This is a genomic window from Lacihabitans sp. LS3-19 (genome assembly GCF_024343575.1).
Lineage (GTDB): Bacteria > Bacteroidota > Bacteroidia > Cytophagales > Spirosomataceae > Leadbetterella.
On sequence record NZ_RJUA01000009.1, the window covers coordinates 101,311 to 126,463 of the forward strand.

A 25,153-nucleotide genomic window follows, 5' to 3' on the forward strand; every position below is an offset into this window, starting at 1 on the left:
TAAACTTTAGTTATTATTTTCATAAACGGGTTTTAATTCCGTTAATTGTTCAATTTTATCTACATACTCTAAGGCTTGAGCTTCAGAGCTAGCAACTACATATACTTTATACTTTTTTCCTAATGGTCTTACTCTTGCTGGAAATCCATTTTCTGCTAAATACGAAGCTAGATTATCTACGTTTTCCTTTTTGCTGAAAACTCCAATGCTAACTACATAGCTTTTATTGTCCTTTATTTTTTGTGTTTTCTTATCTTCAATTAACTTTTCATTCTTCTTTTCTTGAGAAATTACAAGTTTTTGTGATGATAATGAAGTATCATTAAGTACTTTAACTTGAAGATTAGCCAAAGAATCTATTTCTTCAACCATATTTTTTTTCTCTGACTTTTTTTGAGAAGGTTTAATGAAGATTGAATAAGCTAAAATCGAAGATAGCAAAAACAAAGGTATTAAATAAAGGAAAATTTTTGAATAAGTCCTTTTCTTTTCGAATATTTCAAGTTCTTCTTGTTCTTCAATATCATGAAAACTTACTCTTTCCTGTATTTGGAAAAGCTTTTTTGGCTCTTCTGTAAGTTTGCCAATCTCAATTTTTTGTTCGATAGTTTCTGGGAAAAAAACTATTTTGTTTTCTTCATCTCTATAAAAAATCCCTATTCCATCCCAATTAAATTTTTTATTAAGAACAATTTCCGCTCTGAATTTTTTCAAAAAGTCAGTGTACTCACTTTTTATTAAATCTTCAGGTAGTTTTGAGTTTTGGCGAATCAATTCTATTAATTTACCATCTAAATCTTTATCAATTACTTCGTTGAATTCTAATTTCTTGATGGGAAGCACAATTTCTTGATTCCCATCAAAGTAAGGTTTTGAATATTCAGAAATAAACGCACCAATATTAGGCAAAACGATAAAGTCTTGATTTTGTATGACTTGTTCTATTTCTTTTTGAATATTAAACATTTATTAGGATTAATTATAAAGCAACGTTGATACCAGCAACAAAGTTAAGCCCCATTTGCGGATAATTGTAATATCTTTGATAATTTTGACCTACAATATTATTAAGTTTTACAAATGCTGAGAATTGTTTACTAAATAAATAAGTCATTTCAGCATTTAAATCTACAATATCCTTCAATTTTACGGGCTCACCTAAATCAAGGTCTCTGGCGTAAATTCCAGCTAAGTAATAAATATCAAAAGATGAAACCAATTTATCTGAAAGTAAGAAAGTGTTTCCCCATCTGCTTGTAAATGCTGGTCTATGATATGGTTTCGTGAAATTTACTGTTTCATAATAGTTATAATCCAGTTTCAAGTTTGATTTCCAATGTTCAAAGTTAGAATAGCCAAATTCAGCTGAAATATTAGCGAAATCAGTTGATGCCTCTTCATATTCCACTTGGAATTTAGTCACATTTATAAAAGAACCAGATGGTGTTTCATAACTATTTTCCTCACCTTTATTAAAATAATATAGATTTTGGTATTTACCATATGAAATCTTCAAGTTATAACTTAGGCCATTATATAGTTCTGCTCTACTTCCTATGTAGTATTCTTGGTTTTTATTGGTATTTTTTATGTCTACAGCTTGAGCTAAAAACGGATTCTCGTTAATGAATGAATGTAAGGTGTTTCTTATTATGTCACCATCAAATCCTACAAAGAAGTATGTCAAAGAAGGTGTTTTGTATGTAATGGATGCTGTTGGGAATCCTTTGGTATTATTTATTTTTTCAATTTGCTCATATTCATTTACGGCTTTGAAACCTATTTTTGCGGAGATTTTACCAAAATCAAATTTGAATCCTGGTTCTACTCTATATAGATTTCTTTTTCTAACATTTTTTGTTTGAAAAATTAAATCAGAACGCTCGGTAATATAAGCTTCTGCAGAAAGTGTGGCCGTAACTTTATCTTCAATTAGCGGAAAATGCGATTTGAATTTAGTGCCCCAATCAAGTTCATTAGCTGAATAATTATCCGAAAGATTTTTAATTCCTGTAGTTAAAGAGTAATCAACTTTGGGTTTCGGATTTGTATTTTCAAGAGTTGCAGCGAAATTGAAAAAATTCAATCTTTGTTTTAAATCCTGTTGCGTATAGTCCCGGTTTGCAACTGTGTCATACCCATAGAAATAATAACCTCTGTTTTCATAACCCATATCGAGTTTTAACTCGTAATTATTTTGGTGATATTTGCCATCTACACCTATTTTGCTTAAACTCGTGGCTGAATTCTCTGCCCCAATAGGTCCTCTTTTAGTTGAATTATGTAAACCAGAGATTCCATAAACAAATTTTCTGTCTTGGTTAGAGTTTATGTATGTTTCGGCGTAAATTCTACCAAAGTTTCCCATACCTACTTTAAAGTAGTTTTTATATCCAGTGTTGTCTTGGCTAGTAGATTTTTTGGTTATTGGAGAAACCACGTTAGGTACGAATTTAGTCTCTTCCACTGCCGTCGGTTTTCTATCGAAAAAAGAATAAGTCATTTTCTTTTCTTTTTTTTCATTTTCCACTGGAGGGATTTTATCTATAATTCTATTTGCTTTTGGCAAAACTACTTCACGTTCTTTCGTAATGTTGATTTCTTCGTTCACAACTGGCTTTTGAGCAGTTGCACCATTATAACAGAAGAAAAGTATAATTATAAAACTTAAGTTTCTTACTCTCATTTACCCAATAAATTTAATTTTTGTTTTGCGATTTCAATAGTCTCTTTGTTGTCAGAATTTTCGATAATAGAATTCAGCGTGGCTTTTGCCATAAAAGTGTCATTTTTTCCAGCATAATTATCTGCAATTAATAAAAAGGCTTTTTCATACCAGTATACAAATTCTGAAAAGTCATTTGATAGCTCCTGGAGAGATTTTATAGAAGCATCATATTGTTTTTGTTTATAAAGCATATCTCCAATGAAATATTTTGCTTCTGCTCCAGAAACATCTTTGGCCATACTTATTACTGATTCAAACTCTGTTGTAGCCTGTTTGTATTCTTTTTTCTGCATTAAAGCTTTTCCTTTGTATAAAGTTGCCCTGTTAGTAGCTCCTAGGACTGTATTTCCACCTTCAGTAATTATTTTATCCGCGTATTCAAGTGTTTTATCATAATTTCCTTTAAAATAATATGATTTTATTAATCCTTCTTGGGCTAAAACTACATCTCTTTGGTTTGAAGTAGAACTAGCAGCTTGAAGATAATTTTGAATGGCATCGTCAAAATTTTGTTGATCATAGTATATTACAGCAGACCTCATCGCTGATTTTGTTAAATATTCTACTTGATTACTCAAAACTATCTCATGATAATATTTTAATGCTTCTGTCTTATTATTTAATAAAAAATAAGATTCAGCTATCAAATAATTTGCCTCGCTAGCATTGGTGCTAGTCGGATAACTTTTCAAGAAGCTTTTGAAAGATTGAATTGCTTTTTCATATTTTTCAGCATAATATAGGTCTTTCGCAGAGTCAAATTGTAGACTTTGGACAGAATTGCCACCTGGATTATTTACTTTATATTGCTCAGCTATTTCAAAAAAGTCTTCGCTCCTATTAGATGAGTTCAAAGATTCCCGAATTCCTAATAAAGCTTCTTCCGCATATTCCGTTTTTCCGAATTTATTTAAAATTATTTTATAATCTCCTATTGCTTTGTCGTGGTTTTGAAGATTTGAGAAGGATAAAGCTCTTTTTAACAAAACTTGAGGAACTAAAATACTATTAGGTTTTTTACGTAATAAGTCAGTGAAAATGGAAACTGCTGAAGCATAATTACTTTTATCCATTTCTAGAACAGCATTTTGGAATAATGCGTCATCAATAAGTCTCGAAGAACTATAAGTTTTGGTGAACTTTTCAAAAATATCTTTCGATTCACCTTCTTTTCCTAAAAACTTTAAAGTTAAACCTTTTTGATAGAGAGCATAGTCTTTATCTGTTTTATTGGTTTGATATGCTAAATCATAATTTTTTAGGGCTAGGCTATAGTCTTTATTGGCTAAATTACAATCTGCTATACGTACTAATGCATCTTCATAATTCTGCGACAAGGATGCATCTCCTTTAGCTTTGGTTCTGAATTCTTCGAAAAAATTAAGTGCTTTTTTGTAGTCTTTCTGATTGTAAAATAAATATCCCAAACTATATAAACTTTTTAATCTTAAATTTTTGTCTGAAGAATTGAGGAGTTCGCGATATAAATCTTCTGTTCCAGGTTTTTCAAGCTGATAACTGGATTCTGCTTTCCAAAACTTTGCTTGTAAGGCAAGGTTAGAATTTAAAGGCTTTGACAACGATTTATCAAAATATTTAATTGCATTTTCAAACTTTTCAAGGTTAAAATCCAAAACACCTTGGCTGAAACAAAGTTTTTGATAAGCTTCTTCTATTTTAGTAGTTTTACGAGTGAGGCCCTCTATATAAGTTATGGCTGATATGTAATTGTTAGTTTCAAAAAGTATCTCGCTTAATAACTCATTGGTTTCGTCAATATATTTTCCGTCAGGATATGTTTTGATATAATTTTGTAAATCAGTGATTGCTTGCTGATTATTTCCTTTTTCTACCAAAACCTTAATGTAATTGTAAGTTGCTTCTTCTTGAATCGCTTTGTCAAAGCCTTGTTTTTTCGCAGCATCAAAAGCTGCCATAGCTGAATTTAAATCTCCAGATCTTAAAGATGCTATTCCAAGATAGTATGCGGATTGTTGTCCAAGTTCGGTATTGTTAGATGCTAAAGTTTTGAAGAGAACTGCTGATTTTTCATAGTTCTCAGTCTTGTATAAACTAAAAGCATGACGGAAAGTTACTTGGTCATCTGTGGTACCTCTTCTAAATCCCTTAAATTTTTCATAGTACGCCGCGGCTTTTTCAAAACTATTGTTGAAAAAATGTACTTCAGCAGTTAACAAGCACAATTCATCTATTTTTCTACCATTGGGATTTGCAATAATAGGTTCCGTATAGTCAAGTAATTCCTCATATTTTTTTTGTCTGTAAAGAATCTGTCCAATCCAGTTTGGAACTTCCATTTTGTATGGATTTACATTTTCTACACGCCTTAAATCTATTAAGGCAAGGTCATAGTTTTCGTTCTGGAAATTAATAACAGCAGCATAATAAGCAGCATTGAGAGCATTAGGAGCAACTGTTCCTTTTACATAATCAAATTCTTTTAAAGCGTTTTTAAAATCCTTTTTTTGATAATAAGCTAGTGCTAACTGATATCTAATCTCATAAGTATCTAGATTATCTTGTCTATTTTCTAGGGCTTTTTCAAAATATTTAATGGCTCCGTCATAATCACCTTTATCATAAAAACTCTTGGCTAAATCATTGAAAATCAATTTAGCTTTTGGATGTTCACTATTTTTAACGACAAATCTCTCCACTTCTATGTCTGCATCTTTGGCTTGAGAGTATAAGGAAGCCAATGCTGAATAATATTCGGCGTTTGCGATATTAAATTTATTTGGATTTAGTGATTTTTCTGAAAGCCCTACATAGGAATGAAACTCTTTTCTAGCCGCAGCGTAAGCTTTTTTTTCGAAAAGCTCTACACCATTATTATAATGAGCTTCTAGTTGCGTGTAGCTAAGAGTATTTTGGGCTGTAAGAAATCGAGCTGTAAAACAGAAGAATATTATCAGGAATTTGATTTTCATAAGGGATTTTACTAGTAAAATTTTTCAAATTTAGGAAATAGTTCGCTTTTTTTATCACAAAACCACTTCTAAATCACTTATTAATACTTTTTTTTCGAACAAAACGTCTAAAAAAATTAAAAATTGTAGATTTGCATAAAATCAAAACTTTTTAAAGATGAAATCAACAAATCGGGCTATTTTACTCTTATTATTGATTCTTGGATTCAATTCTTGTACTGTAGCGAATGTAAAAAGACAAATGGAAAACCAAGTATTATCTTATGAACTAAGCATGCCTCAGCCTACAACGCACTATTTTGAGGTGAAAATGAAACTTGATCTTAATCAAACAAAAGAAATCTCAGAGAATTATGTAGATTTTAAAATGGCTGCTTGGACACCAGGGTCATACTTAATTAGAGAATATGCTAAAAACGTCGAAGGTTTTTCAGCAAAATCTGAAAATGGTGCATTAGAATTACAAAAGGTCTCAAAAAATACTTGGAGAGTTTTTACAAAAGGCAACCAACATATAGAAGTAAACTATCGTGTTTATGCTTATGAATTAACGGTAAGGACTTCACATTTAGACGACTCGCATGGATATGCAAATGGAGCTTGTGTATTTATGTTTGTTCCGCAATTGATGAAAACAAAAAGCATTCTTAAAGTAATTCCTCACGAGACTTTTGAAAAAGTTTCTGTTGCATTACCTGAGATTGCTAAGAATACATTTGAAGTTGAAGACTTTGATACTTTGGTTGATAGTCCTATCGAGATAGGAAATCAAGATATTATTGAATTTGAGACAATGGGTGTTAAGCATACTATTGCCAATTATTCATTACAAAAGTTGAATTATGATAAAAAAGAATTGGTAGCAGATTATAAAAAAGTGGTTGAAGCTAGTGCAAGTGTAATTGGTGGACCTCATCCTTGTAAAAACTACCTTTTTATAGTCCACCATTTGCCTGGGATAGGTGGTGGATTGGAACATTTAAATTCCACAACTTGCCAAACTAGCCCACAAGCATATGACAGCAGAGATAGATACATTGGGTTTCTCGGTTTGATTGCCCATGAATATTTTCATTTATGGAATGTAAAAAGACTGAGACCAGTAGCTTTGGGGCCGTTTGATTATGAAAACGAAAACTACACAAATATGCTTTGGGTGTCTGAAGGGTTTACTTCTTTTTATCAGAATGATATCCTTAGGAGAGCTGGTCTAATAGATGAAACTAAAATGTTTAGTCAAATAGCCTACGGAATAGCGAGTATAGAAAATAGCTTTGGAAATAAAGTGCAGTCGGTTACCGAATCTTCCTGGGATGCATGGATTAAATATTATAGACCAAACGAAAATTCTAATAATTCTACTGTTTCCTATTATACTAAAGGTGGGGTTTTAGCAAATGTTTTAAATATGATAATTATTGGTGAAACCAAAGGTGAAAAGTCCTTAGATGATGTTTTGAGGTTATTGTACAAAGAAAAATATTTAGCTTCAAATGTTGGATTCTCAGATGCAGAATTTAAATCAGCTTGTGAGCAAATAGCTGGAAAAGACCTTAGCGAGCTGTTTGAAAACAAAATTTACGGTACCCAGACACTTGACTATGCCCAATACTTTAATAATGTAGATGCTGATATAACAATTGAGCCTTCTACGCCTAATACTCCATGGGTTGGCATAACGGTTAGGAATAAGATTGTTACTCGTGTAGACAGAGGTTCTGGAGCTTATGATTTCGGAATAAATGTAAATGACGAAATATTAAAAGTGGATGGGAAGACTTTTTATGAAATTGAAGATTTTACAAAAAACAAGGAAGTTGGCAAGACTATTAAAGTTGAAGTTAAAAGAAGTGGGGTGATAAAAGAATATAATATTCCACTAAGAGAAAACCCTACTCAAAGGGTTTCAATTAGATCAAGGAAATCTGATGATCCATTAGCTATAAAGAAATATTCAAAGTGGATGCATTTATAAAAATAAAAGAGCCAGATCAAATCTGGCTCTTTTCATTTAATTCAAAAGGTCTTTCATGTTATATACCCCAACTTTATCCTGAAGCCATTCTGCTGCGATTACTGCACCCAAAGCAAAACCCATTCTAGTATATGCAATATGTTTAATTTCAATTTCGTCTATTTCTGAAATATACTTTACAGTGTGCGTACCAGGTACTTTTCCCTCTCTTGAAGACCAAATTCCGATTTCTTGTTTATCGGGGATTTGATTATTTACCCATTTGGTTTTATTAGAATTGTTTTCCATTATGCCTTCAGCTACCGTAATAGCTGTTCCACTTGGAGCATCAAGTTTTTCTGTGTGGTGTATTTCACTTGTAAATATTTCATACTGACTTTGCGGAGCCATTAATTTGGCAAGCATTTCATTGAGTTTAAAAAATAAATTGACACCAATGCTATAATTGCTCGCATAAAAAAAAGCTGCAGAGTTTAAAGAACATAACTGCTCAATTTCTTTTCTATAATCTAACCAACCTGTGGTGCCACAAACGGTTTTTAACCCGTTTTTCATACAATATTCAAGATTTGAATAAGCAGAATGTGGTGAACTAAATTCTATAACTACATCTACATTCGTAGGATTTATATTTTCTCTATCTTGAATATTATTCAAATCGATTTTGAAAACCACTTCGTGGCCTCTTTCTGTAGCTATTTTCTCAATAGCTTTTCCCATTTTTCCGTATCCTAAAAGTGCAATTTTCATTACTTTCTAAAAATTTAAAGCCAATTTTATTCCTAAAGCTTGATTGTTGTTCAAAGATGTATTTAATAGACTGGGCGATATTTTAAATGAAATATCATTAGATACATCGAAAGTTTTTAAATGTGCGGAAACGTTTGCTTCTATTGCGAAAAGTAACCAACCTAAGCCAAGTCCTACAAAGCTCAATTGTTTATATCTTCTATATTGATTTGCAGCTGTGGTGATAAGCGTTATAGAATAGGGTCCTCCTCCATCAATTTCTCTTTCTGTAAGGCCTTGAAGCTGCATTTCGACTACATAATCCTTGTATTTATGATAAAGATTGTTGTTGAATGAAATAAAGTATACGCCAACTCCAGCCGAGCCATAAATTAGCGGTAATTTTAAATAATTTTTATTTGTCATTTGTCCCCAGCCTGGCAAAATCATTGATCTCACAAAAGCTATTTTGGGTACTTCATTTGGTTTAAGGCTGTCAATCCCAAAAGTTTTTCTAAATGTAAATTTTGAATTTTTTCCAAATGACTTAAGCTTTGCTCCTCTTGTTGTATCAAACGGCGTACTTTTTTTTGTTGCACTATCGAGTTTTGACAGATTCTGTTTTATGTTTTCCATACGCAAGCTGTCATTCTGTCCAAAAACTGAATGAATTAATCCAAAAAGGAAAAATGAAAAATATGTGAGAATTCGATTAGTCAAAATGAGGTTTATTTTTTTAGTTTTTCTAAAATTTCATCCAATTCTTCTTTGGAAGCAAACGGAATCTTGATTTCACCTTTTGATTTTGAATCAGCTAAAACGGCCACTTTTCGACTAAATAATTGAGAAAGTTTAATTTGTAATTCTTCCAAAACCACTTTTGGGTTACTTTGAGATTTTGGACTTGAATTAGTTTTCGGTTTTAAATCTGCATTTAAAGCTCTTACCAATTCTTCTACTTTTCTTACTGAAAGCTCTTTGTTTACAATCTCCTGGTAAGTTTTTAAAAGTATATTTTCATCTTCAATACCTAAAAGTGCACGAGCGTGTCCCATACTAAGTTTTTTCTCAGCTAATCCAGTTTGAATAATTGTAGGTAGATTTAATAACCTTAAGTAATTATTCACAGTTGATCTATCTTTACCAACTCTTGAGCCTAGTTCTTCTTGCTTAATATTGCATTCTTGCAAAAGTCTTTGATAGGCAATTGCAACTTCCATTGGGTTTAAGTTTTCCCTTTGGATATTCTCAATAAGGCCCATTTCGAGCATTTGTTGCTCGGTGGCCTCTCGTACATAAGCAGGTATTTTGGATAAACCAGCTAACTTAGATGCTTGTAATCTCCTTTCGCCAGATATAAGTTGGTAACCATTGGCTATTTTGCGAACTGTAATTGGTTGAATAATTCCTTGGACTTGGATAGACTCTTTTAATTCATTTAACGAAGTGGAATCAAAATTTGACCTAGGCTGAAATGGATTGGTCTCAATATTATCAATTGCAATTTCATAAGCATCAACATTGTTTTCTATTTGCTCCTCAGCTTGTTTTTCAGGTAAAAGTGCACCCAAGCCACGTCCCAAACCCATTCTTTTTTTATTTATCATTTTTTTAATTCGTTGGCTAATTTTAAGTAATCTGCATATCCAATATTAGGAATAAAATGGTTTAAATTTTCAATAGTGAATTTAGGAAGCCCTAAATAATAATTTCTTGCTATGATAGTTTCTAATACCATTCCTTCAAAGTTTTCTCTTATAAATTCAATAAATTTTGGCATCAATTGATTGTCTTTATTGAATTTCGTTAAAAGGATTCCTTCAATTTTTAGATTTTCAATTTCAATTATTTTTTCTATAGTTTTGTCTAACTCATCTATTCCATAATACTCACATTCAACTGGGATTATTATAGAATTTAGTTTTTTTAAGATATCAGAATTAAAACTTGAGTCATAAGACGGGAAATCAACAAAAATGTAATCATATTCTTGGTCAAAATTTTCAAATTCAGAGTCAAGGTTTGCTGTATTTTCGTTAATTTTTAAATATTTCCAACTGGATTGTGAAATCTTAACCGTTTTTATATCGCTTTTTAAGTTTTCAGGATGTTCAAAGCCTAATAAAACCTCAAAATTTTTATCAGAATTTAGGTCTAAAACTAATACATTGGTTCCTAACGTTGCAAAACTTTCAGCTAAAAAAGCTGTGGAAATGGTTTTACCACATTTTTTGGTTAAACTATATAATCCGATTTTTTTTGCCATCTTTAAAAATAATCACAAATTTGGTTCAAATCTTTGCAATCAGCAAATCTTAGTTTGAAGTTTTATCAAAAAAAAGAGGTTCAATTTGAACCTCTTTCATTTATTATCCTAAATATGCTTTCAAAGCTTTACTTCTGGAGGTTTGTCTGAGGCGTCTTATAGCCTTTTCTTTTATTTGTCTAACTCTTTCTCTAGTAAGGTTAAACTTCTCACCTATTTCCTCTAGTGTCATTGCTTGTTCGCCATTCAATCCAAAGTAGAACATAATGACTTCCGCTTCTCTTTGTGTAAGTGTTGACAATGCTCTCAAGACTTCACGTCTTAAGGAATCATTCATCAATTCTTGATCTGGTCTTATTTCAGTATCATTTTCTAATACATCCAAAAGGCTGTTTTCTTCACCTTGAACAAACGGAGCATCCACCGATACGTGTCTACCTGAGATTTTCATAGTATCCACAACTTCATTTGCAGAAATTTCAAGAACTTCAGCCAATTCCTCAGGGGATGGTTCTCTTTCAAACTTTTGCTCAAGTTCTGAGAAAGTCTTAGAGATTTTGTTTAATGAACCAACTCTGTTCAAAGGCAATCTTACAATTCTTGATTGTTCAGCCAAAGCTTGAAGGATACTTTGACGAATCCACCAAACTGCATAAGATATAAATTTAAATCCTCTTGTCTCGTCAAATCTTTGAGCAGCTTTTATCAAACCCAAATTTCCTTCGTTTATTAGATCACCCAAAGAAAGTCCTTGGTTTTGGTATTGTTTTGCTACAGATACCACAAATCTCAAGTTTGCTTTTGTCAATCTCTCCAAAGATAGCTGATCTCCATCTCTGATTTTCTGAGCTAAGATAACCTCTTCATCGGGAGTTAAAAGGTCTACTTTACCGATTTCCTGAAGATATTTATCAAGAGATTGACTCTCTCTGTTGGTGATTTGTTTACTTATTTTAAGCTGTCTCATTTTCTGAAATAAAATTATATTTTAAATGATAGTCTAATCTTAGACGTTGTTTCCTGACTACAAGTAACAACAAACAATTCTTTATTATTGTTCAGTTTTCGGTTTTTCTTCTCTTGGAGGTCTTGGAAGTAAGATTTTCCTTGAAAGTCTATATTTACCAGTCTTTTTGTCAACTTCGGTAAGTTTCACTTGCAATTGATCGCCTTCTTTTAATACGCCGTCCATGCTTGGAAGTCTATCCCAACTAATTTCAGAAATATGAAGCAAGCCTTCTTTTCCTGGTAAGAATTCACAAAAAGCACCAAAAGGCTGAATAGATTTTACAGTTGATTCGTAAACTTCTCCAACTTCAGGCATTTTTACGATACCTTCAATTCTTTTTCTTGCAGCATTCATGCTTTCGCCGTTTGTTGCAAAAATCGAAATATATCCTTTGTTGTCTTTTTCTTCAATATTTACTGTAGCACCAGACTCTCTTTGTATCTCTTGTACAACTTTACCGCCTGGTCCTATCACAGCACCAATCAATTCTCTTTCGATAATGATAGTATGTGCACGTGGAGCATGTGGTTTAAGGTCTTCATTTGGCTTATTGATAACCTCTGTCATTTTACCTAAAATATGTAAACGACCATCTTTGGCTTGATTAAGAGCTTTTTCAATTATATCGAAAGATAAACCACCAATTTTAATATCCATTTGGCAAGCTACAATACCTTTAGAAGTACCTGTAACTTTAAAGTCCATATCACCTAAATGATCTTCATCTCCAAGAATATCAGATAAAACCGCCCATTTACCTGACTCTAAGTCAGTAATTAGACCCATTGCTATGCCTGAAACTGGAGCTTTAATTTTTACACCCGCATCCATTAATGAAAGGCATCCAGCACAAACTGTAGCCATAGATGAAGAACCATTAGACTCCAAAATATCACTTACCACTCTGATTGTATAAGGGTTTTCGTCATCTGCAGGCAATACTCTTTTCAAAGATCTTTGAGCAAGGTTTCCATGACCCACTTCCCTTCTACCTACTCCACGGTTTGGTCTAACTTCTCCAGTAGAAAAACCAGGGAAATTATAATGTAAATAGAATCTTGAATAACCTTTGGTCATTGGCTGATCAACAATTTGCTCATCCAATTTTGTTCCTAAAGTTGTAGTTGACAAAGATTGAGTTTCTCCTCTTGTAAACAAAGCTGAACCATGGGCTGAAGGCAAATAATCTACTTCACATACAATTGGCCTGATTTCAGTTAATTGACGACCATCTAATCGTTTACCCTCGTCCAATACCATTTTGCGAGATGCATCATATGTAATATCTCCAAAATAAACTTTAAATAATGGGTTGCTTCTTTCGTCTTCTGGAAGTGATTCTTTAAATTCTGTTAATAATTTTGAGAAACCTTCACTCCTATCGTTTTTGCCACCACCAGCTGTACATACGCTGTAAACTTTATCAAAAAGTTTGTCGTACATTTTTTTCTTAAGGTCTTCATCATGTGTTTCATGACAATATTCTCTTTTAGTGGTGTTTCCAACTTTAGCTTCTAACTCTTTTTGAGCAGCAACTTGAATTTTAATAGCATCATGAGCGACTTTCATGGCTTCTACCATTTCAATCTCTGACACCTCATTTCCTTCACCTTCAACCATCAAAATACTATCTGCAGGACCTGCAACAATTAAGTCAAGGTCAGCAATTTCGATTTCAGCTATCGGAGGGTTTACTTTGTATTCGCCATTAATTTTACAAACTCTAACTTCTGAAATAGGTCCGTTGAAAGGAATATCTGAAACCATAATGGCTGCAGAAGCAGCAAGAGCTGCAAGAGCGTCAGGTTGTATATTACTATCTGAAGAGTGTAATGTAACCATTACCTGAACTTCAGCATGAAAATCTTCGGGGAAAATAGGCCTTAAGGCTCTATCTATAAGTCTTGAGATTAAGACTTCGTTGTCTGAAAGTTTGCCTTCTCTTCTTTGGAAGCTTCCAGGTATTTTTCCTGATGAAGCAAATTTTTCTTGATAATCAACTGAAAGTGGAAGAAAGTCTGTACCTTCTTTGTGTTCTTTATTGGCACAAACTGTTGCCAACATCATTAAATTGCCGCTTCTTAGTACTATTGAGCCATCTGCTTGACGAGCTAATTTTCCTGTTTCTAGCGTAATTGTTTGTCCATCCGGCATTTGGATGGTTTGCGAGAAAACGTTAAACATCTAATTTAGTTTTGTGTTGTATTTCCGCTTTCGATACAACTATTTAATCCTTTATTCCGCGGGGATAATAAAACTTGATAAAACGAAAAAAATGGGAACCTAAAAAATAGATTCCCGAATTTTTATTTACGAATGCCTAATTCAGCAATGATAGCTCTGTAACGATTGATTTCTATCTTTTGAAGATAATCCAACAATCTACGACGCTTACCAACTAACTTTAAAAGTCCAGAACGAGTTGAGAAATCGTGCTTGTGAACTTTTAAATGCTCGGTAAGGTGAGCAATTCTATAAGTAAATAATGCGATCTGTGATTCGGCTGAGCCAGTATCAGATGCTTTTCTTAGAAGACCTTTCGATTCGAAAATCTCTTCTTTCTTTTCCGGAGTTAAATACATAGATTTTAACCTAGATTAATTAATGAATAATAAAAACAAATGCAAAGGTAATACTTTTTAGAATTATTTAAGTATCAAATATTCAATTATTTTACAGTTTGTTCTAGTTTTTGTTTGTTAAATATTTTGTTAAAAATGACTGCAGTTTTATTAATAACAGCAAAATATGTATCATTCTCAAACAAGCGGGCATCGTTTGATGCTTTTTTTACAAGGAATAAACCGATCAAAAGTAAAATGAAATTAGGTAACCAAACACCTACTATAACTGGAATTAATCCTTCTTTCGCGTATTTGTCACCCAACTGCATTAGAACATAATAGAAAATAAAAAAGCTTATTGAAATTAGAACTGGCATGCCAAATCCTCCTTTTTTTATGATAGAACCTAAAGAGGCACCAATCAAGAAAAATACCAAACAAGAAAATGCCATGGTTAATTTATGCCAACGCTCCACATCTGATCGCCAAATGTCTTTATTTTTGTTAGTAATAATATTCATGTCTGTTTCCACCTGAGATTTCAGATTTTGAATATGAGACAGTGCATATTCTTCCATTTCAGCACCTCTATTTCCAATTTTTGCTTCTTCTATTTTTTTCTGTATCCAAAGTCCGGGCTTTATTTTGACAATGTTCGTACTATCTATACCCTTATATTTTTTGAATAAATAAGAATTCTGAGCTTTGATTTGCTCTGTTTGAGCATTTATACTTTTTCCAATTTCTATCTTTGAAGAATCAATTTTTTGCGTCAATTCTGCAATGTTTTTCATGTATTCATGATATCTGAATTGATCCTCACTGGTTCTTTTTATACCGAAACTTTCTAGTGAGAATACGATTTTATTTTTCTTGAAGAAATTTTTAGTGAATTGCGTCTCATCATAGGTATTGAAACTGTTTTGATGCTCAATGTAGTTCCGACCATTAAACAATTCGAAAATTAAATAGTTGTCATTGTACATTGTATACATTTTACCAGAATCTGCAATTGTGATGTTTTTATTGCCGTTGTTTGAAGTGTGGTCGTAAACAATCACATTTTTCATGGTTTTACCATCAGCAAGCTTTTCTTGAACCTTTATTCTGTAACCTGGAATTTCTTTATAGAATATACCCTCTTGAATATTCAAAGTCATTTTAGTGGTTTTGACATCCCATAGTAAGGAATATCCCTTTAAGTTTGCCCATGGATTTACATAATTATTGTAAAAAAAAGAACCTATACCTACCAATAGGGACATCATAAATGTAGGAACTATGAGTCTTGAAAGTGGTATTCCGGCAGACTTCATAGCGGTAAGTTCAGTATGTTCACCAAGATTGCCGAAGCACATTAATGTTGCTAATAGTGTGGCCAAAGGCAAAGCTGTGGGAACAGTAATCAATGAAAAAAACATGAATAACTTCGCAAAAACTGGTAATCCAAGGTCTTTTCCTATAAATTCATTAAAGTACATCATCAAAAACCTCATCAAAAATATAAAAACTACAATCACTGTAGTTAATATAAAAGGTCCGAGATAAGCTTTAATAAATAATTTGTCTATTTTTTTCATAGGAGCAGATTGCAATGCAAAATTCGATATCTTTTGCTCCAAATCAAAATAATTAAGCTTTATTAAGATTTATCCTCCAACTATCTCTTTTAAGTCAGCTATAAAACCTTTCCAAACAGACTCCAAATCTTCCTCATCGGCATTGTCAGAGTAGTCGGTTATTTTTAGAAAAACCGAATTGTCAATTTCACTCATTACTAACTTGAACTCCATATAGTTGCCTTCATCAACTCCTACAAACTCAAATCTAGTGGATTTGTTGAGCCTCGAAGATGTTAATTCAGCAACATGCTCTTCTTCGTCCCATGTGAAATGGTACAAGTGGTTACTGTCCATGGTTACTTTTTCGGCAAACCATTGCTGCAATCCTCCTGGAGTACTTATGTAATTAAATAAAACTTTGGGTGAAGTTTTGAACGGGTATTCTTGGGTAAATTTAAATTTGGTCATATAGAACGTCTTTTTTATTCGATTTAAAGTTTTTGCTCTAGTAATCCAAGAAAAATCTAGAAAGTTTTATTTTTTAAAATAAGTTTTGAAAAAAGGTTTGTTTGTTTTGTAAAGTTTTCTACTTTTGCACCTCGATTCAACGGCGGGGTAGCTCAGATGGTTAGAGCGTCGGATTCATAACCCGGAGGTCAGGGGTTCGATTCCCCTTCCCGCTACTATTTTAAAGATTCGTATTTTTATAGATGAGGTAGTATAACATTAAAATTACTTCCTTTTTCCACTTCACTTTTCAAGATTATTCTCCCTTCGTGAATATCCACGATTCTTTTACAAATAGATAATCCAATTCCATGTCCTTTATAGTTTGAAGCATTTTTGGTCCTAAAAAATGGCTCAAATATCTTTTCATGGTCTTCTTTTGATATTCCAATTCCTTTGTCGGCCACATTTACAATACAGTTGGAGCTATTGAATTTTATATTTACAATTGCAGTATTGTCCTCTGAGTACTTACATGCATTGTCAAATAGGTTGTTGAAAAGTGTTTTTAACAATGATCTATTTCCCATTATTGTGACAAATTTATCATCTTCAGGTATTTCTTCAAAATCAATAGAAATTCTATATTTTTGATGCTGATGGAGCAATTCGTCCTGTACTTCGAAAAGTATTTCATCGATTCGGAGGGCAGTCATAAGTAATGATTTGTCTCCTTTTTCGGATTTAGCCAATTGTAAAAGGCCATTCGTTAATTGTATAAGTCTTTGATTATCAATATTTAATGATTTTAGTATTTCTTTGTATTCTTCAGTGCTTCTGTCTTTTTCTAAGCTTACCTGGATTTCAGATTTAATAGCTGCCAATGGAGTTCTTAGTTCGTGAGATGCATTACTTACAAAGCTTTTTTGTAATTCGAATGACTTTTCAATCCTTGAGAGCATTTCATTAAAATTCCTAGCTAACTGGGCTATCTCATCTTTATTGTTGCCTGTACTTAGTTTTTTGGTTAAATCTTTTGCAGTGATTTTGGATACTTCCTGATTAATTTGAGAAATCGGTTTTAAGGATTGTCCTGCAAAAACAAAACCCAAGATCACCGTTAATAGTATAGAGGAAATTAGACCTATGGACATAGCGTCTTTTATTCGTTGTAGCTTCTGTTCACCGTAGGTATCTTCTGCTTGAGCTAGAATTAAATAATCTTTCTTCAGGTCATCGTCCGTATACATTAACCCAACTACCTTTTTATTTTTGTAATCGGCTTCATGGTATTTGTATTTCCTGATTTTTTCTAAGATTTCTGGACTATAAGGAAAAGTATTTACGGAATCTATATTACTGTAGGTAACCTTATTTTCATCATTGAAAACCAGTACTTCGGCCGCATAGAGGCTAGATAAACTATTTCTATCGATAACTTTTAATAGTCTATTATCAACGTTTTTTTCCTTGATTAAAAGTTTCGCTGTAGTTTGTGCCCTATCTTTCAGGTAATTATTGAATTCGTCTTTTGTGTAGCCTTCAAGTAAATAATACAATGCAATTGAAAATACAACCAAAATAAGGGCAACAATAATTGTAAATTGAAATGCTATTTTAGTTCTAATTTTCATCTAAACATCTTCTTTTAGAATGTAACCCATACCAGTTTTGGTATGTATTAATTTTGGCGTAAACTCCTTGTCTACTTTTTTACGAAGGAAATTAATATATACTTCAATAACGTTTAGGCTTTGTTGGCTATTATGATCCCATAGATTTTCTGCAATATCGGCTTTGGAAACAACCTTTCCCTTATTTTTTATGAGATATTCTAAAAGTGAAAACTCTTTCGGTGTTAACTCAATATTCTGACCATCTCTCATTACTATTTTTGAGTCCGGGTCTAGTTCTAAGTTGGCAATTTTTAGCGTGTTTATTTTCTCATAATCCGAATTTATGTTTCTTTTAATAAATACATTGATTCTAGCCAGAAGCTCTCTAAAATCGAATGGTTTTACTAAGTAATCATCTGCTCCTTTCTCAAACCCCTCAATCTTGTCTTCTGTTTCACCAAGAGCCGTAAGCATTATAATAGGTATAGATGGCTTCTTTTTTCTTACTTCCGAACATACTTCATAACCATTTAAGCCTGGAAGGTTTAAATCCAATAAAATCAAATCGAAGTCGTTATGAAGGGCTAATTTCAAACCAATTTTTCCATCAAAAGCTATTTCAGTTTCGAAACCTTTTTCTATAAGACCTTTACTGATATTCTGAGCTATTCGAAGATCATCTTCTATAATTAATATTTTCTTAGGAACACCCATAATTTTAAATTTTTAGTTTTTGTAAAATCCAACTAAATGATAATACCAATAAAACCCCGATTGGGTTTAACCATAAAAACGCAACAATTTCGGACTTCCAAATAAGAATTATTAATATTTGGGCCAAAATAGCTGCAAAAAAGATAGGTTTAGCTTTAATACTTTTGAAATAAAAGGCGACAATAAAAATACCTAAAATAATTCCATAAAACCATGAACCTAAGATATTTACAAGCTCTATCATACTATTTCCAAGCTTTTGAGCAAATGAAGCCACTACGATACAAAATATTCCCCAAAAAATAGTTAAGATTTTAGAATATCGTAACTCAAGAGCTTGTCCTTTTGGTTTGTATTTAGTTTTGTAGATTACATCTACAAGGCTGGTGGCTGCAAGTGAGTTATAAGCCGACGCCACAGAACCCATGGATGCAGAAAAAATAATGGCTACCAAGAGGCCTATAAAGCCATGCGGAAGATGATCCATTATAAACCTTAGAAAGATATAGTTAACATCATTAGGGTCGCCAGTTGGGTTGCTTTTCTTAATGAGTCCTGAAACTTTTTCTTTCAAGACTTTTTTGTCTTTCACAATTTCATTAAGTCTTTTTGATTCTTTCTCTATTTCTGCCGTATTATCGGTTTTAAAGGCATTTTTAAGATTAATAACTGTGTTTTTTTGCTCAGTCACTAAGGCCTCATTTTGAACATCAAGCGTTTTGTATTCCGCAGCGTATGGACTTTTTTCTATTTTGTTAACCTCTACTTGGTTATAAAATAATGGAGCGTCATTAAAAAGGTAAAAAACAAAAACTAAAACCCCGATTAATAAAATCCCGAATTGCATAGGAATCTTTATAAAACCATTCATAATTAAGCCCAATCGACTTTCTTTAATGGATTTACCAGTTAAATATCGACCAACTTGAGATTGGTCGGTTCCGAAATAAGACAATTGAAGAAAAAAACCACCTATAAGTCCAGACCAAAGATTGTAACGTTCATTTACATTAAAATTTAAGTCAATTACATTCATTCTGCCTGTTTTTCCAGCTATTTGAATGGCATCAAAAGTGTTTACGTCATCTGGAAGCATTTTTACAACCAAATATCCAGCAAAAAACAAAGCAAATGTTACAAAGATCATTTGTTGTAAATGTGTGTAAGAAATTGCTTTTGTGCCACCAATTACGGTGTAAATTAGCACAATGCCACCCATTATGATATTTGTTATCGTAATATCCCAGCCAAAAATAGTGGAAAGAATAATAGAAGGTGCATAGATGGAAATTCCAGTGGCAAGTCCCCTACTCAATAAAAATAAAATGGCTGTGAAAATTCTTACTCTTGCGTCAAATCTATTTTCGAGATATTCGTAGGCTGTATAAACTTTTAGTCGATGAAAAATAGGAATAAAAGTAACGCTCAATACAATCATTGCTAAAGGCAAGCCAAAGTAAAACTGGATAAAACGCATCCCATCTGTGAATCCTTGGCCCGGGGCTGATAAAAAAGTGATGGCACTGGCCTGAGTGGCCATAAGTGAAAATCCGACATGGTACCATGGAAGCGACTGGTTTCCTAGTAAATAGCCGTCAATATTGGTGTCTTTTCTGTTTTTGTAAATTCCATAAAATATGATAGAACCTAAGGTTAGACCAAGAAATATCCAATCAATATAGGTCATAGAAAAAATTTAGTTAGGAAATAATAGAATGCAATTTGGGCAGCAAGAAAACCTGTTAATATCAAATATACAGTACTCCAAGATTTAAAAAAAGGGGGTTTTTCATTTGCCATATAGTCTTATTTTAAAACTGCTAACAGTTCTTTAGCTTTCAAAATCAAATCAGAACTTGGATAGCTTCTTAAAAAATCATTTAAAGATATAATATATTGATCTTTATTGCTTCCTTTTTTGAGAATCATTATTCTTAACATGGCCATTTTATCTTCAATTTGGCTTCCTACATATTCATTCAATCCTTCATCTATTTTTGTTAAGGCCAGATCAAAACTTTCAGAATCATACAATTGAAACGCCTTGGCATAGAAATTTTGAGCTTCAGATTCTTTGTCTTTGCTCAATTTTACAGAGCCTTTTTTCAATTGTCGAGCAAAAGAAGATAAAGGGTAGTCTTTTAATAATTTTGTTTCAAACTCATTACCTTGATTGTTCATTATGGCCAAATAATACAAAGCTTCGGGTTCATAAACTGACTTTGGGAATTTCTGCAAAAGCAAATTGAAATTTTCTTTTGCCTTTTCTTCGTCGTTAAACTTGAGTTTGTAAATTTTGGCTATTTGAAAAAGGGCTTCCTCTTGTTTCCTTTTTGAAGCCATTTTTTGCATATTGCTAGTTGGTATTTTTCTTAAAAGCTCCTTTTTCTCTTGATCTAACTCTTTTTTTTCAAGGGCTACTTTTTCATCTAAAAGTGCAGCTGCTTCTTTTGCTGATTTGGCAATAGAGGCTGAATCAATAGTTTCTTTTTCAATTTTGATGCTGAAAGATCCCATTGTTTTTTCACCTCTCCTCCAATTGTCCTCTAAAGTCCTGTTGCCCCATAATCTCACGAATTCATTTCTTGCTTTTATAGATTCAACAGGGTCATACAGAATCCACCTTTTCATATCCTTAGGTAGGTTTCCAACGTTTGAAGTCTTTAAAACACTATTTTGCTCTGTTTTCTCTAATTCTTTTTTTTGTTGATTTTTTTTCTCAAGTATCATTTGTTCTAGCTTAAAATCTAACTCCGCAGGATTCATAGAGGCCAATTTTTGCAGGCTATCCTCGAGGTCATAAGCTCTTTTATATCGTATAAAATCATTGAGAAACAAAGCTTTTTGTCCTAGATTTGTTTTGTCTACTTCGCTTTTTGGTAGCGTAATAAGTGTACTGTCGTAATATATTCCTGCAGATTCATAATCCAAAAGTTTTTCAAAATACAAATCACCTAATGCTTTGTAGGTGAATGCTTTTTCGATTGGATTGTCTACAGAATAGGCGACAGCTTTATTAAAGTATTCAATGGCTAAAGGGAAATTGCTCTTTCGATTCTCAGTATCTCCCATTTTGTAATAAATCTTACTCTTTAAATCTTGATTTTTCCTGTCCTCAAGCATTTTCTCATAAGTAAGAGCGGTATTTTTAGCTAAAGATTGTGTAGACAAAAGCCCAAGTTTTGCATTAAACTCCAAGTTATAGTCCGGTTTGTTTTTTAAAACATAATTATAGTTTTTTCTGGCAAGAACCACCTGATTTAATTGTTCGTAAAGTTGTGCAACTATAAAATGTAGTCTAGCTTTCTCGTTTCCTCGTTTCATTGTTTTCAAAGCCTCATCAAGAAAAACCACTGCTAAAGCTGACTCGTTTTGTCTTTGGTGGAAATAGGCTTTGGTACTTAAAAATAAAGCTTTATTTGCTGAATTTAATTTTTGTGTTTTTAGTAAATCTGATACTTGATTGGCACTAGCGAGGTCGTCGTTTTCGATATATGTACGCATTAACCAAATCATTGCTTCTGTTTTGGCATTTGCGGATTTTGAAGTGGTATTTACGTATTTAAAAGTTTCAAGAGCATTGAAAATTTCTTGTTTTTTTAATCTGGCTTTACCTAAAAGCAAATATGCTTCGTCTAAATGCTTACTATTTGAATGTCTTTCTGCGATAATTGAAGACTTTTTTATAGCGTCAATTAAGTATAGTTTAGCTGTATCTAATTGCGTTGAATCTATTCTTCTGAAAATAGGAAGGACTTCTTCATAGTTTTCTTTGTCATTTTCAATGATTATTTCATTGGCAATTTTATAATCTTCTCGGGCTATCAACAATGCATTGTATTTTGCATTGGTATTATGCCAAGACTTACTAAGGGGTCCATTCTTGTATTGTGAACAAGAAGAAAGTAAAGCGACAAAAAGAAGGAATATGTATTTTTTTGAAAACAATATTTTAGGTTCTATAGATTGTTCTAACGAAAGTTTTTTTTAATAATTATCCAATTTAATGCCAATTTAAGCATATTCTTTAAGTTTTAAAGATAAAAATTGAACTTGAAAGGGTTAAATTGATTTGAAGCTGAGTTTTTGTCTAATTTCAACTTTCTTGAGTAATTAAAAGAGACAAATATTTCAATTCAATTTCTTAATGTAATCTGTTAAAGGAAATTAGTCAAATTCCCAATTTCTTTGGGTTTGAATCCCCTTTCGGTTTTTTCAAGTATGGCTGCCTCATTGACAACATCATGATCAAAAAGCAAGATAATGTTTTCAGAGACAATTTTTTCGAGTAAAAGTCCTTTTTCTTCCATAGTCACTAACGGTCGAATATCATAAGACATGCAGTAAGGTACGTGGATATGTGCAAATGAAGGTATAGTGTCTGCCGCAAAAATCAATTTCTGACCATTTTTATTGATAATTGGCATTATCATTTTTTCAGTATGGCCATTTGCGTATAAAAATTCAAAGTCAGGATGAAAGGAGTTTTCTAATTTATCTAAAAACGATAAATGACCGCTTTGAAATATTGGCTCAAGGTTTTCTTTAAGGAATGTAGCTTTTTCTCTAGGGTTGGGATTTATAGCCCAATCCCAATGTTGGCTATGAGTCCAATATTTAGCGTTTGGAAATGTTAGTTGGTAACCATCTTTTGCCGAATTCCATGAAACCGCTCCTCCGCAGTGATCAAAATGCAAGTGCGAAAGGATGACATCTGTAACCTGGTTTTCATGATAGCCAGTATTTCTAATAGAATTTATAAGATTTCCTTCACCATGTCGAAAGTAGAATCCTTGCCATTTTTCGGCTTGCTTATCCCCCATTCCTGTATCAATTAGTATCAGACGATTGTCAACTTCTACAAGGAGGCATCTCATTTTCCAACTGCAAAGGTTGTTTTCGTCAGCGGGAACCATTTTTTGCCAAATAGTTTTAGGAACTACCCCAAACATAGCTCCACCGTCTAATTTGAAATTTCCCGCATCTATTATTGAGATTCTCATATTTTAGTTTTTTGCCTAAAATTAAGACTTTAAAATTAAACTTGCGACGTTTTCTACATGGAAAGTATGCGGAAACATATCCACTGGGTTAATTTTTTCTACTTCATATTTTTCAGATAAAATAGCCAAATCACGAGCTTGTGTGCCTGGGTTACAACTAACATAAACAATCCTTTTGGGGGCTATACGCAGCAATAATTCGCAAACGGGTTTATCCATTCCTGCTCTTGGAGGATCTGCAATTACAATATCAGGTTTACCGTTTTGGGATATAAATTCATCTGTAAATATTTTAGCCATATCACCAGCAAAAAACGAGGTATTTTCAATACCATTTAATTCGGAATTAATTCTAGCATCATCAACAGCAGCTTCGATATATTCAATGCCTACTACTCTATTGGCTTTTTTAGCCACAAAATTTGCAATTGTTCCAGTGCCTGTATATAGGTCATAAACCAAATCATCTTCCGATATTTGTGCAAAATCTCTTACAATTTTATAAAGATTGTATGCTTGCTCTGAATTGGTCTGGTAAAAAGATTTAACGCCTATTCTAAACTTCAAACCTTCCATTTCTTCTGTAATATATGGTAAACCATAAAAATTTACTGGTTCAAGGTCGAAATAAGAATCGTTTCTTTTTTTATTTATGAAATAATTTAAGGAAGTTATATTCGGGAACTTTTCAACCAATGCATTTAAAACTTCTTCAATTTTAGATGTATCCTCATCTGCTACTTGAAGTACCACCATTATCTCTCCCGTAGAGGCCGTGCGTATCATCACGTTTCTAAAGAATCCTTGATGAGCTACATGGTCATAAAAAGGTAAACCGCTGTCATGTGCATAATCTCTAAAAAAATCACGAATAGCGTTTGATGGATCTCCTTGTAAATAGCACTTGTTCACAGGCAATACTTTTTCGAATCTTTTAGGAATATGAAATCCCAAGGCATCTTTCGATATTTTTTTACCTGAGTTTACTTCTTCATTAGTAAGCCACCTAGAGTTGGAGAAAGTGTATTCAAGTTTATTTCTATAAAAAGTAGTTTTTTCAGAGCCAAGTATCGGAATAATTTCTCCAATTTCTACTTTTCCGATCCTTGTTAATTGATCAAAAACTTGTTTTTGCTTTTGCTCGAGTTGTTTTTCGTAAGGTATGTGTTGCCATTTACATCCACCACAAACACCAAAATGACTACAAAATGGCTCAATTCTGTCTTTTGAGAATTTATTTATTGCTAATATTCGACCTTCCGAAAATTTCTTTTTTGATTTCGAAACCACCATTTTCACTTCGTCACCAGGACAAACATTGCTCCCTTCTACGAATATTACTTCCCCATCGTTTTTGACAATACACTTGCCTTCAGCCGCAAAATCAAGTATTTCGATGTTTTCAATAATGCGATTTTTGTTTTTCTTCATTTATAAAGAATTGTATTTCTTGAGATGTTATAAAAAAAATATAGACTAAATAATATTAATATTCACTAAGTCCAGAATTCTATTGAGCAAATAATTAATTTTGCGAACTTTAAAAGTATTCAAAAATTAATGGTAAAAGATAAAAGGCTTAAATATTT

The 25,153-nt window shown here is 32.5% G+C and carries 19 protein-coding genes and 1 tRNA gene; 2 read left to right on the top strand and 18 right to left on the bottom strand.

The genetic code is table 11. The features are described from left to right. Window positions 1–6: 6 nt before the first annotated feature. Genes EGI22_RS09695 through EGI22_RS09705 form a run of 3 tightly spaced genes read right to left on the bottom strand, consistent with a single transcriptional unit; the run spans window position 7 to window position 5,679 of the window. A complete protein-coding gene (locus EGI22_RS09695) occupies window positions 7–966 on the bottom strand; it encodes an SPOR domain-containing protein (protein WP_255068069.1) in 960 nt (319 codons plus the stop codon). 13 nt (window positions 967–979) lie between these two features. Then, window positions 980–2,686, bottom strand: coding sequence for a hypothetical protein (locus EGI22_RS09700; RefSeq protein ID WP_255068070.1), 1,707 nt, complete (start codon window positions 2,684–2,686; stop codon window positions 980–982). Next, entirely contained in the window at window positions 2,683–5,679 is a 2,997-nt protein-coding gene (locus EGI22_RS09705) for a tetratricopeptide repeat protein (protein ID WP_255068071.1), read from the bottom strand. Before EGI22_RS09705 ends, EGI22_RS09700 begins: the two co-directional genes overlap by 4 nt. A gap of 157 nt (window positions 5,680–5,836) precedes the next feature. Between EGI22_RS09705 and EGI22_RS09710 the strand changes: the two genes are divergently transcribed. After that, entirely contained in the window at window positions 5,837–7,654 is a 1,818-nt protein-coding gene (locus EGI22_RS09710) for a M61 family metallopeptidase (RefSeq protein ID WP_255068072.1), read from the top strand. 36 nt (window positions 7,655–7,690) lie between these two features. Here the strand turns inward: EGI22_RS09710 and dapB are convergent, their stop codons facing one another. The 9 genes from dapB to EGI22_RS09755 all read right to left on the bottom strand — a co-directional run bounded on the left by dapB (window position 7,691) and on the right by EGI22_RS09755 (window position 16,252). Beyond that, window positions 7,691–8,404, bottom strand: coding sequence for a 4-hydroxy-tetrahydrodipicolinate reductase (gene dapB, locus EGI22_RS09715; protein ID WP_255068073.1), 714 nt, complete (start codon window positions 8,402–8,404; stop codon window positions 7,691–7,693). A 6-nt stretch (window positions 8,405–8,410) separates the two neighbouring features. After that, window positions 8,411–9,019: a DUF5683 domain-containing protein gene (locus EGI22_RS09720; RefSeq protein ID WP_255068074.1), complete on the bottom strand. Its 609-nt coding sequence runs from the start codon at window positions 9,017–9,019 to the stop codon at window positions 8,411–8,413. Between the two features lie 92 nt (window positions 9,020–9,111). Beyond that, window positions 9,112–9,990 carry a ParB/RepB/Spo0J family partition protein gene (locus EGI22_RS09725; protein WP_255068076.1) on the bottom strand — a complete coding sequence of 293 codons (879 nt, stop codon included), beginning with the start codon at window positions 9,988–9,990 and terminating at the stop codon, window positions 9,112–9,114. Next, window positions 9,987–10,649 carry a ParA family protein gene (locus tag EGI22_RS09730; protein WP_255068077.1) on the bottom strand — a complete coding sequence of 221 codons (663 nt, stop codon included), beginning with the start codon at window positions 10,647–10,649 and terminating at the stop codon, window positions 9,987–9,989. The genes EGI22_RS09725 and EGI22_RS09730 overlap by 4 nt, the downstream gene beginning before the upstream one ends. 103 nt (window positions 10,650–10,752) lie before the next feature. After that, a complete protein-coding gene (locus EGI22_RS09735) occupies window positions 10,753–11,616 on the bottom strand; it encodes an RNA polymerase sigma factor RpoD/SigA (RefSeq protein WP_255037687.1) in 864 nt (287 codons plus the stop codon). An 84-nt stretch (window positions 11,617–11,700) separates the two neighbouring features. Next, window positions 11,701–13,842 (bottom strand): polyribonucleotide nucleotidyltransferase, encoded by a 2,142-nt coding sequence (gene pnp, locus EGI22_RS09740; RefSeq protein ID WP_255068078.1) that lies wholly within the window; start codon window positions 13,840–13,842, stop codon window positions 11,701–11,703. 122 nt (window positions 13,843–13,964) lie between these two features. Further along, the gene (gene rpsO, locus EGI22_RS09745; protein WP_255068079.1) at window positions 13,965–14,240 is read right to left on the bottom strand and encodes a 30S ribosomal protein S15; all 276 of its coding nucleotides are present in this window, start codon (window positions 14,238–14,240) and stop codon (window positions 13,965–13,967) included. An 86-nt stretch (window positions 14,241–14,326) separates the two neighbouring features. Continuing rightward, window positions 14,327–15,802: an LptF/LptG family permease gene (locus EGI22_RS09750; RefSeq protein ID WP_255068080.1), complete on the bottom strand. Its 1,476-nt coding sequence runs from the start codon at window positions 15,800–15,802 to the stop codon at window positions 14,327–14,329. Window positions 15,803–15,871: 69 nt separating this feature from the next. Then, entirely contained in the window at window positions 15,872–16,252 is a 381-nt protein-coding gene (locus tag EGI22_RS09755) for an START-like domain-containing protein (RefSeq protein ID WP_255068081.1), read from the bottom strand. Between the two features lie 141 nt (window positions 16,253–16,393). On the opposite strand from EGI22_RS09755, the gene EGI22_RS09760 reads away from it, so the two are divergent. Continuing rightward, window positions 16,394–16,467 (top strand) — tRNA-Met (locus EGI22_RS09760). Between the two features lie 21 nt (window positions 16,468–16,488). Here EGI22_RS09760 and EGI22_RS09765 read toward each other — a convergent pair. The 6 genes from EGI22_RS09765 to rlmD all read right to left on the bottom strand — a co-directional run bounded on the left by EGI22_RS09765 (window position 16,489) and on the right by rlmD (window position 24,995). Beyond that, window positions 16,489–17,865, bottom strand: a complete 1,377-nt coding sequence (locus EGI22_RS09765; RefSeq protein WP_255068082.1) for a cell wall metabolism sensor histidine kinase WalK — start codon at window positions 17,863–17,865, stop codon at window positions 16,489–16,491. Further along, on the bottom strand, window positions 17,866–18,561 hold the full coding sequence (locus EGI22_RS09770; protein WP_255068084.1) for a response regulator transcription factor: 696 nt from the start codon (window positions 18,559–18,561) through the stop codon (window positions 17,866–17,868). 4 nt (window positions 18,562–18,565) lie between these two features. Then, on the bottom strand, window positions 18,566–20,248 hold the full coding sequence (locus tag EGI22_RS09775; protein WP_255068085.1) for a sodium:solute symporter: 1,683 nt from the start codon (window positions 20,246–20,248) through the stop codon (window positions 18,566–18,568). Window positions 20,249–20,367: 119 nt separating this feature from the next. After that, the gene (locus tag EGI22_RS09780; RefSeq protein ID WP_255068086.1) at window positions 20,368–22,509 is read right to left on the bottom strand and encodes a tetratricopeptide repeat protein; all 2,142 of its coding nucleotides are present in this window, start codon (window positions 22,507–22,509) and stop codon (window positions 20,368–20,370) included. 209 nt (window positions 22,510–22,718) lie between these two features. After that, window positions 22,719–23,564 carry an MBL fold metallo-hydrolase gene (locus tag EGI22_RS09785; RefSeq protein WP_255068087.1) on the bottom strand — a complete coding sequence of 282 codons (846 nt, stop codon included), beginning with the start codon at window positions 23,562–23,564 and terminating at the stop codon, window positions 22,719–22,721. Window positions 23,565–23,585: 21 nt separating this feature from the next. Then, the gene (gene rlmD / locus EGI22_RS09790; protein WP_255068088.1) at window positions 23,586–24,995 is read right to left on the bottom strand and encodes a 23S rRNA (uracil(1939)-C(5))-methyltransferase RlmD; all 1,410 of its coding nucleotides are present in this window, start codon (window positions 24,993–24,995) and stop codon (window positions 23,586–23,588) included. Window positions 24,996–25,153 lie beyond the last annotated feature (158 nt).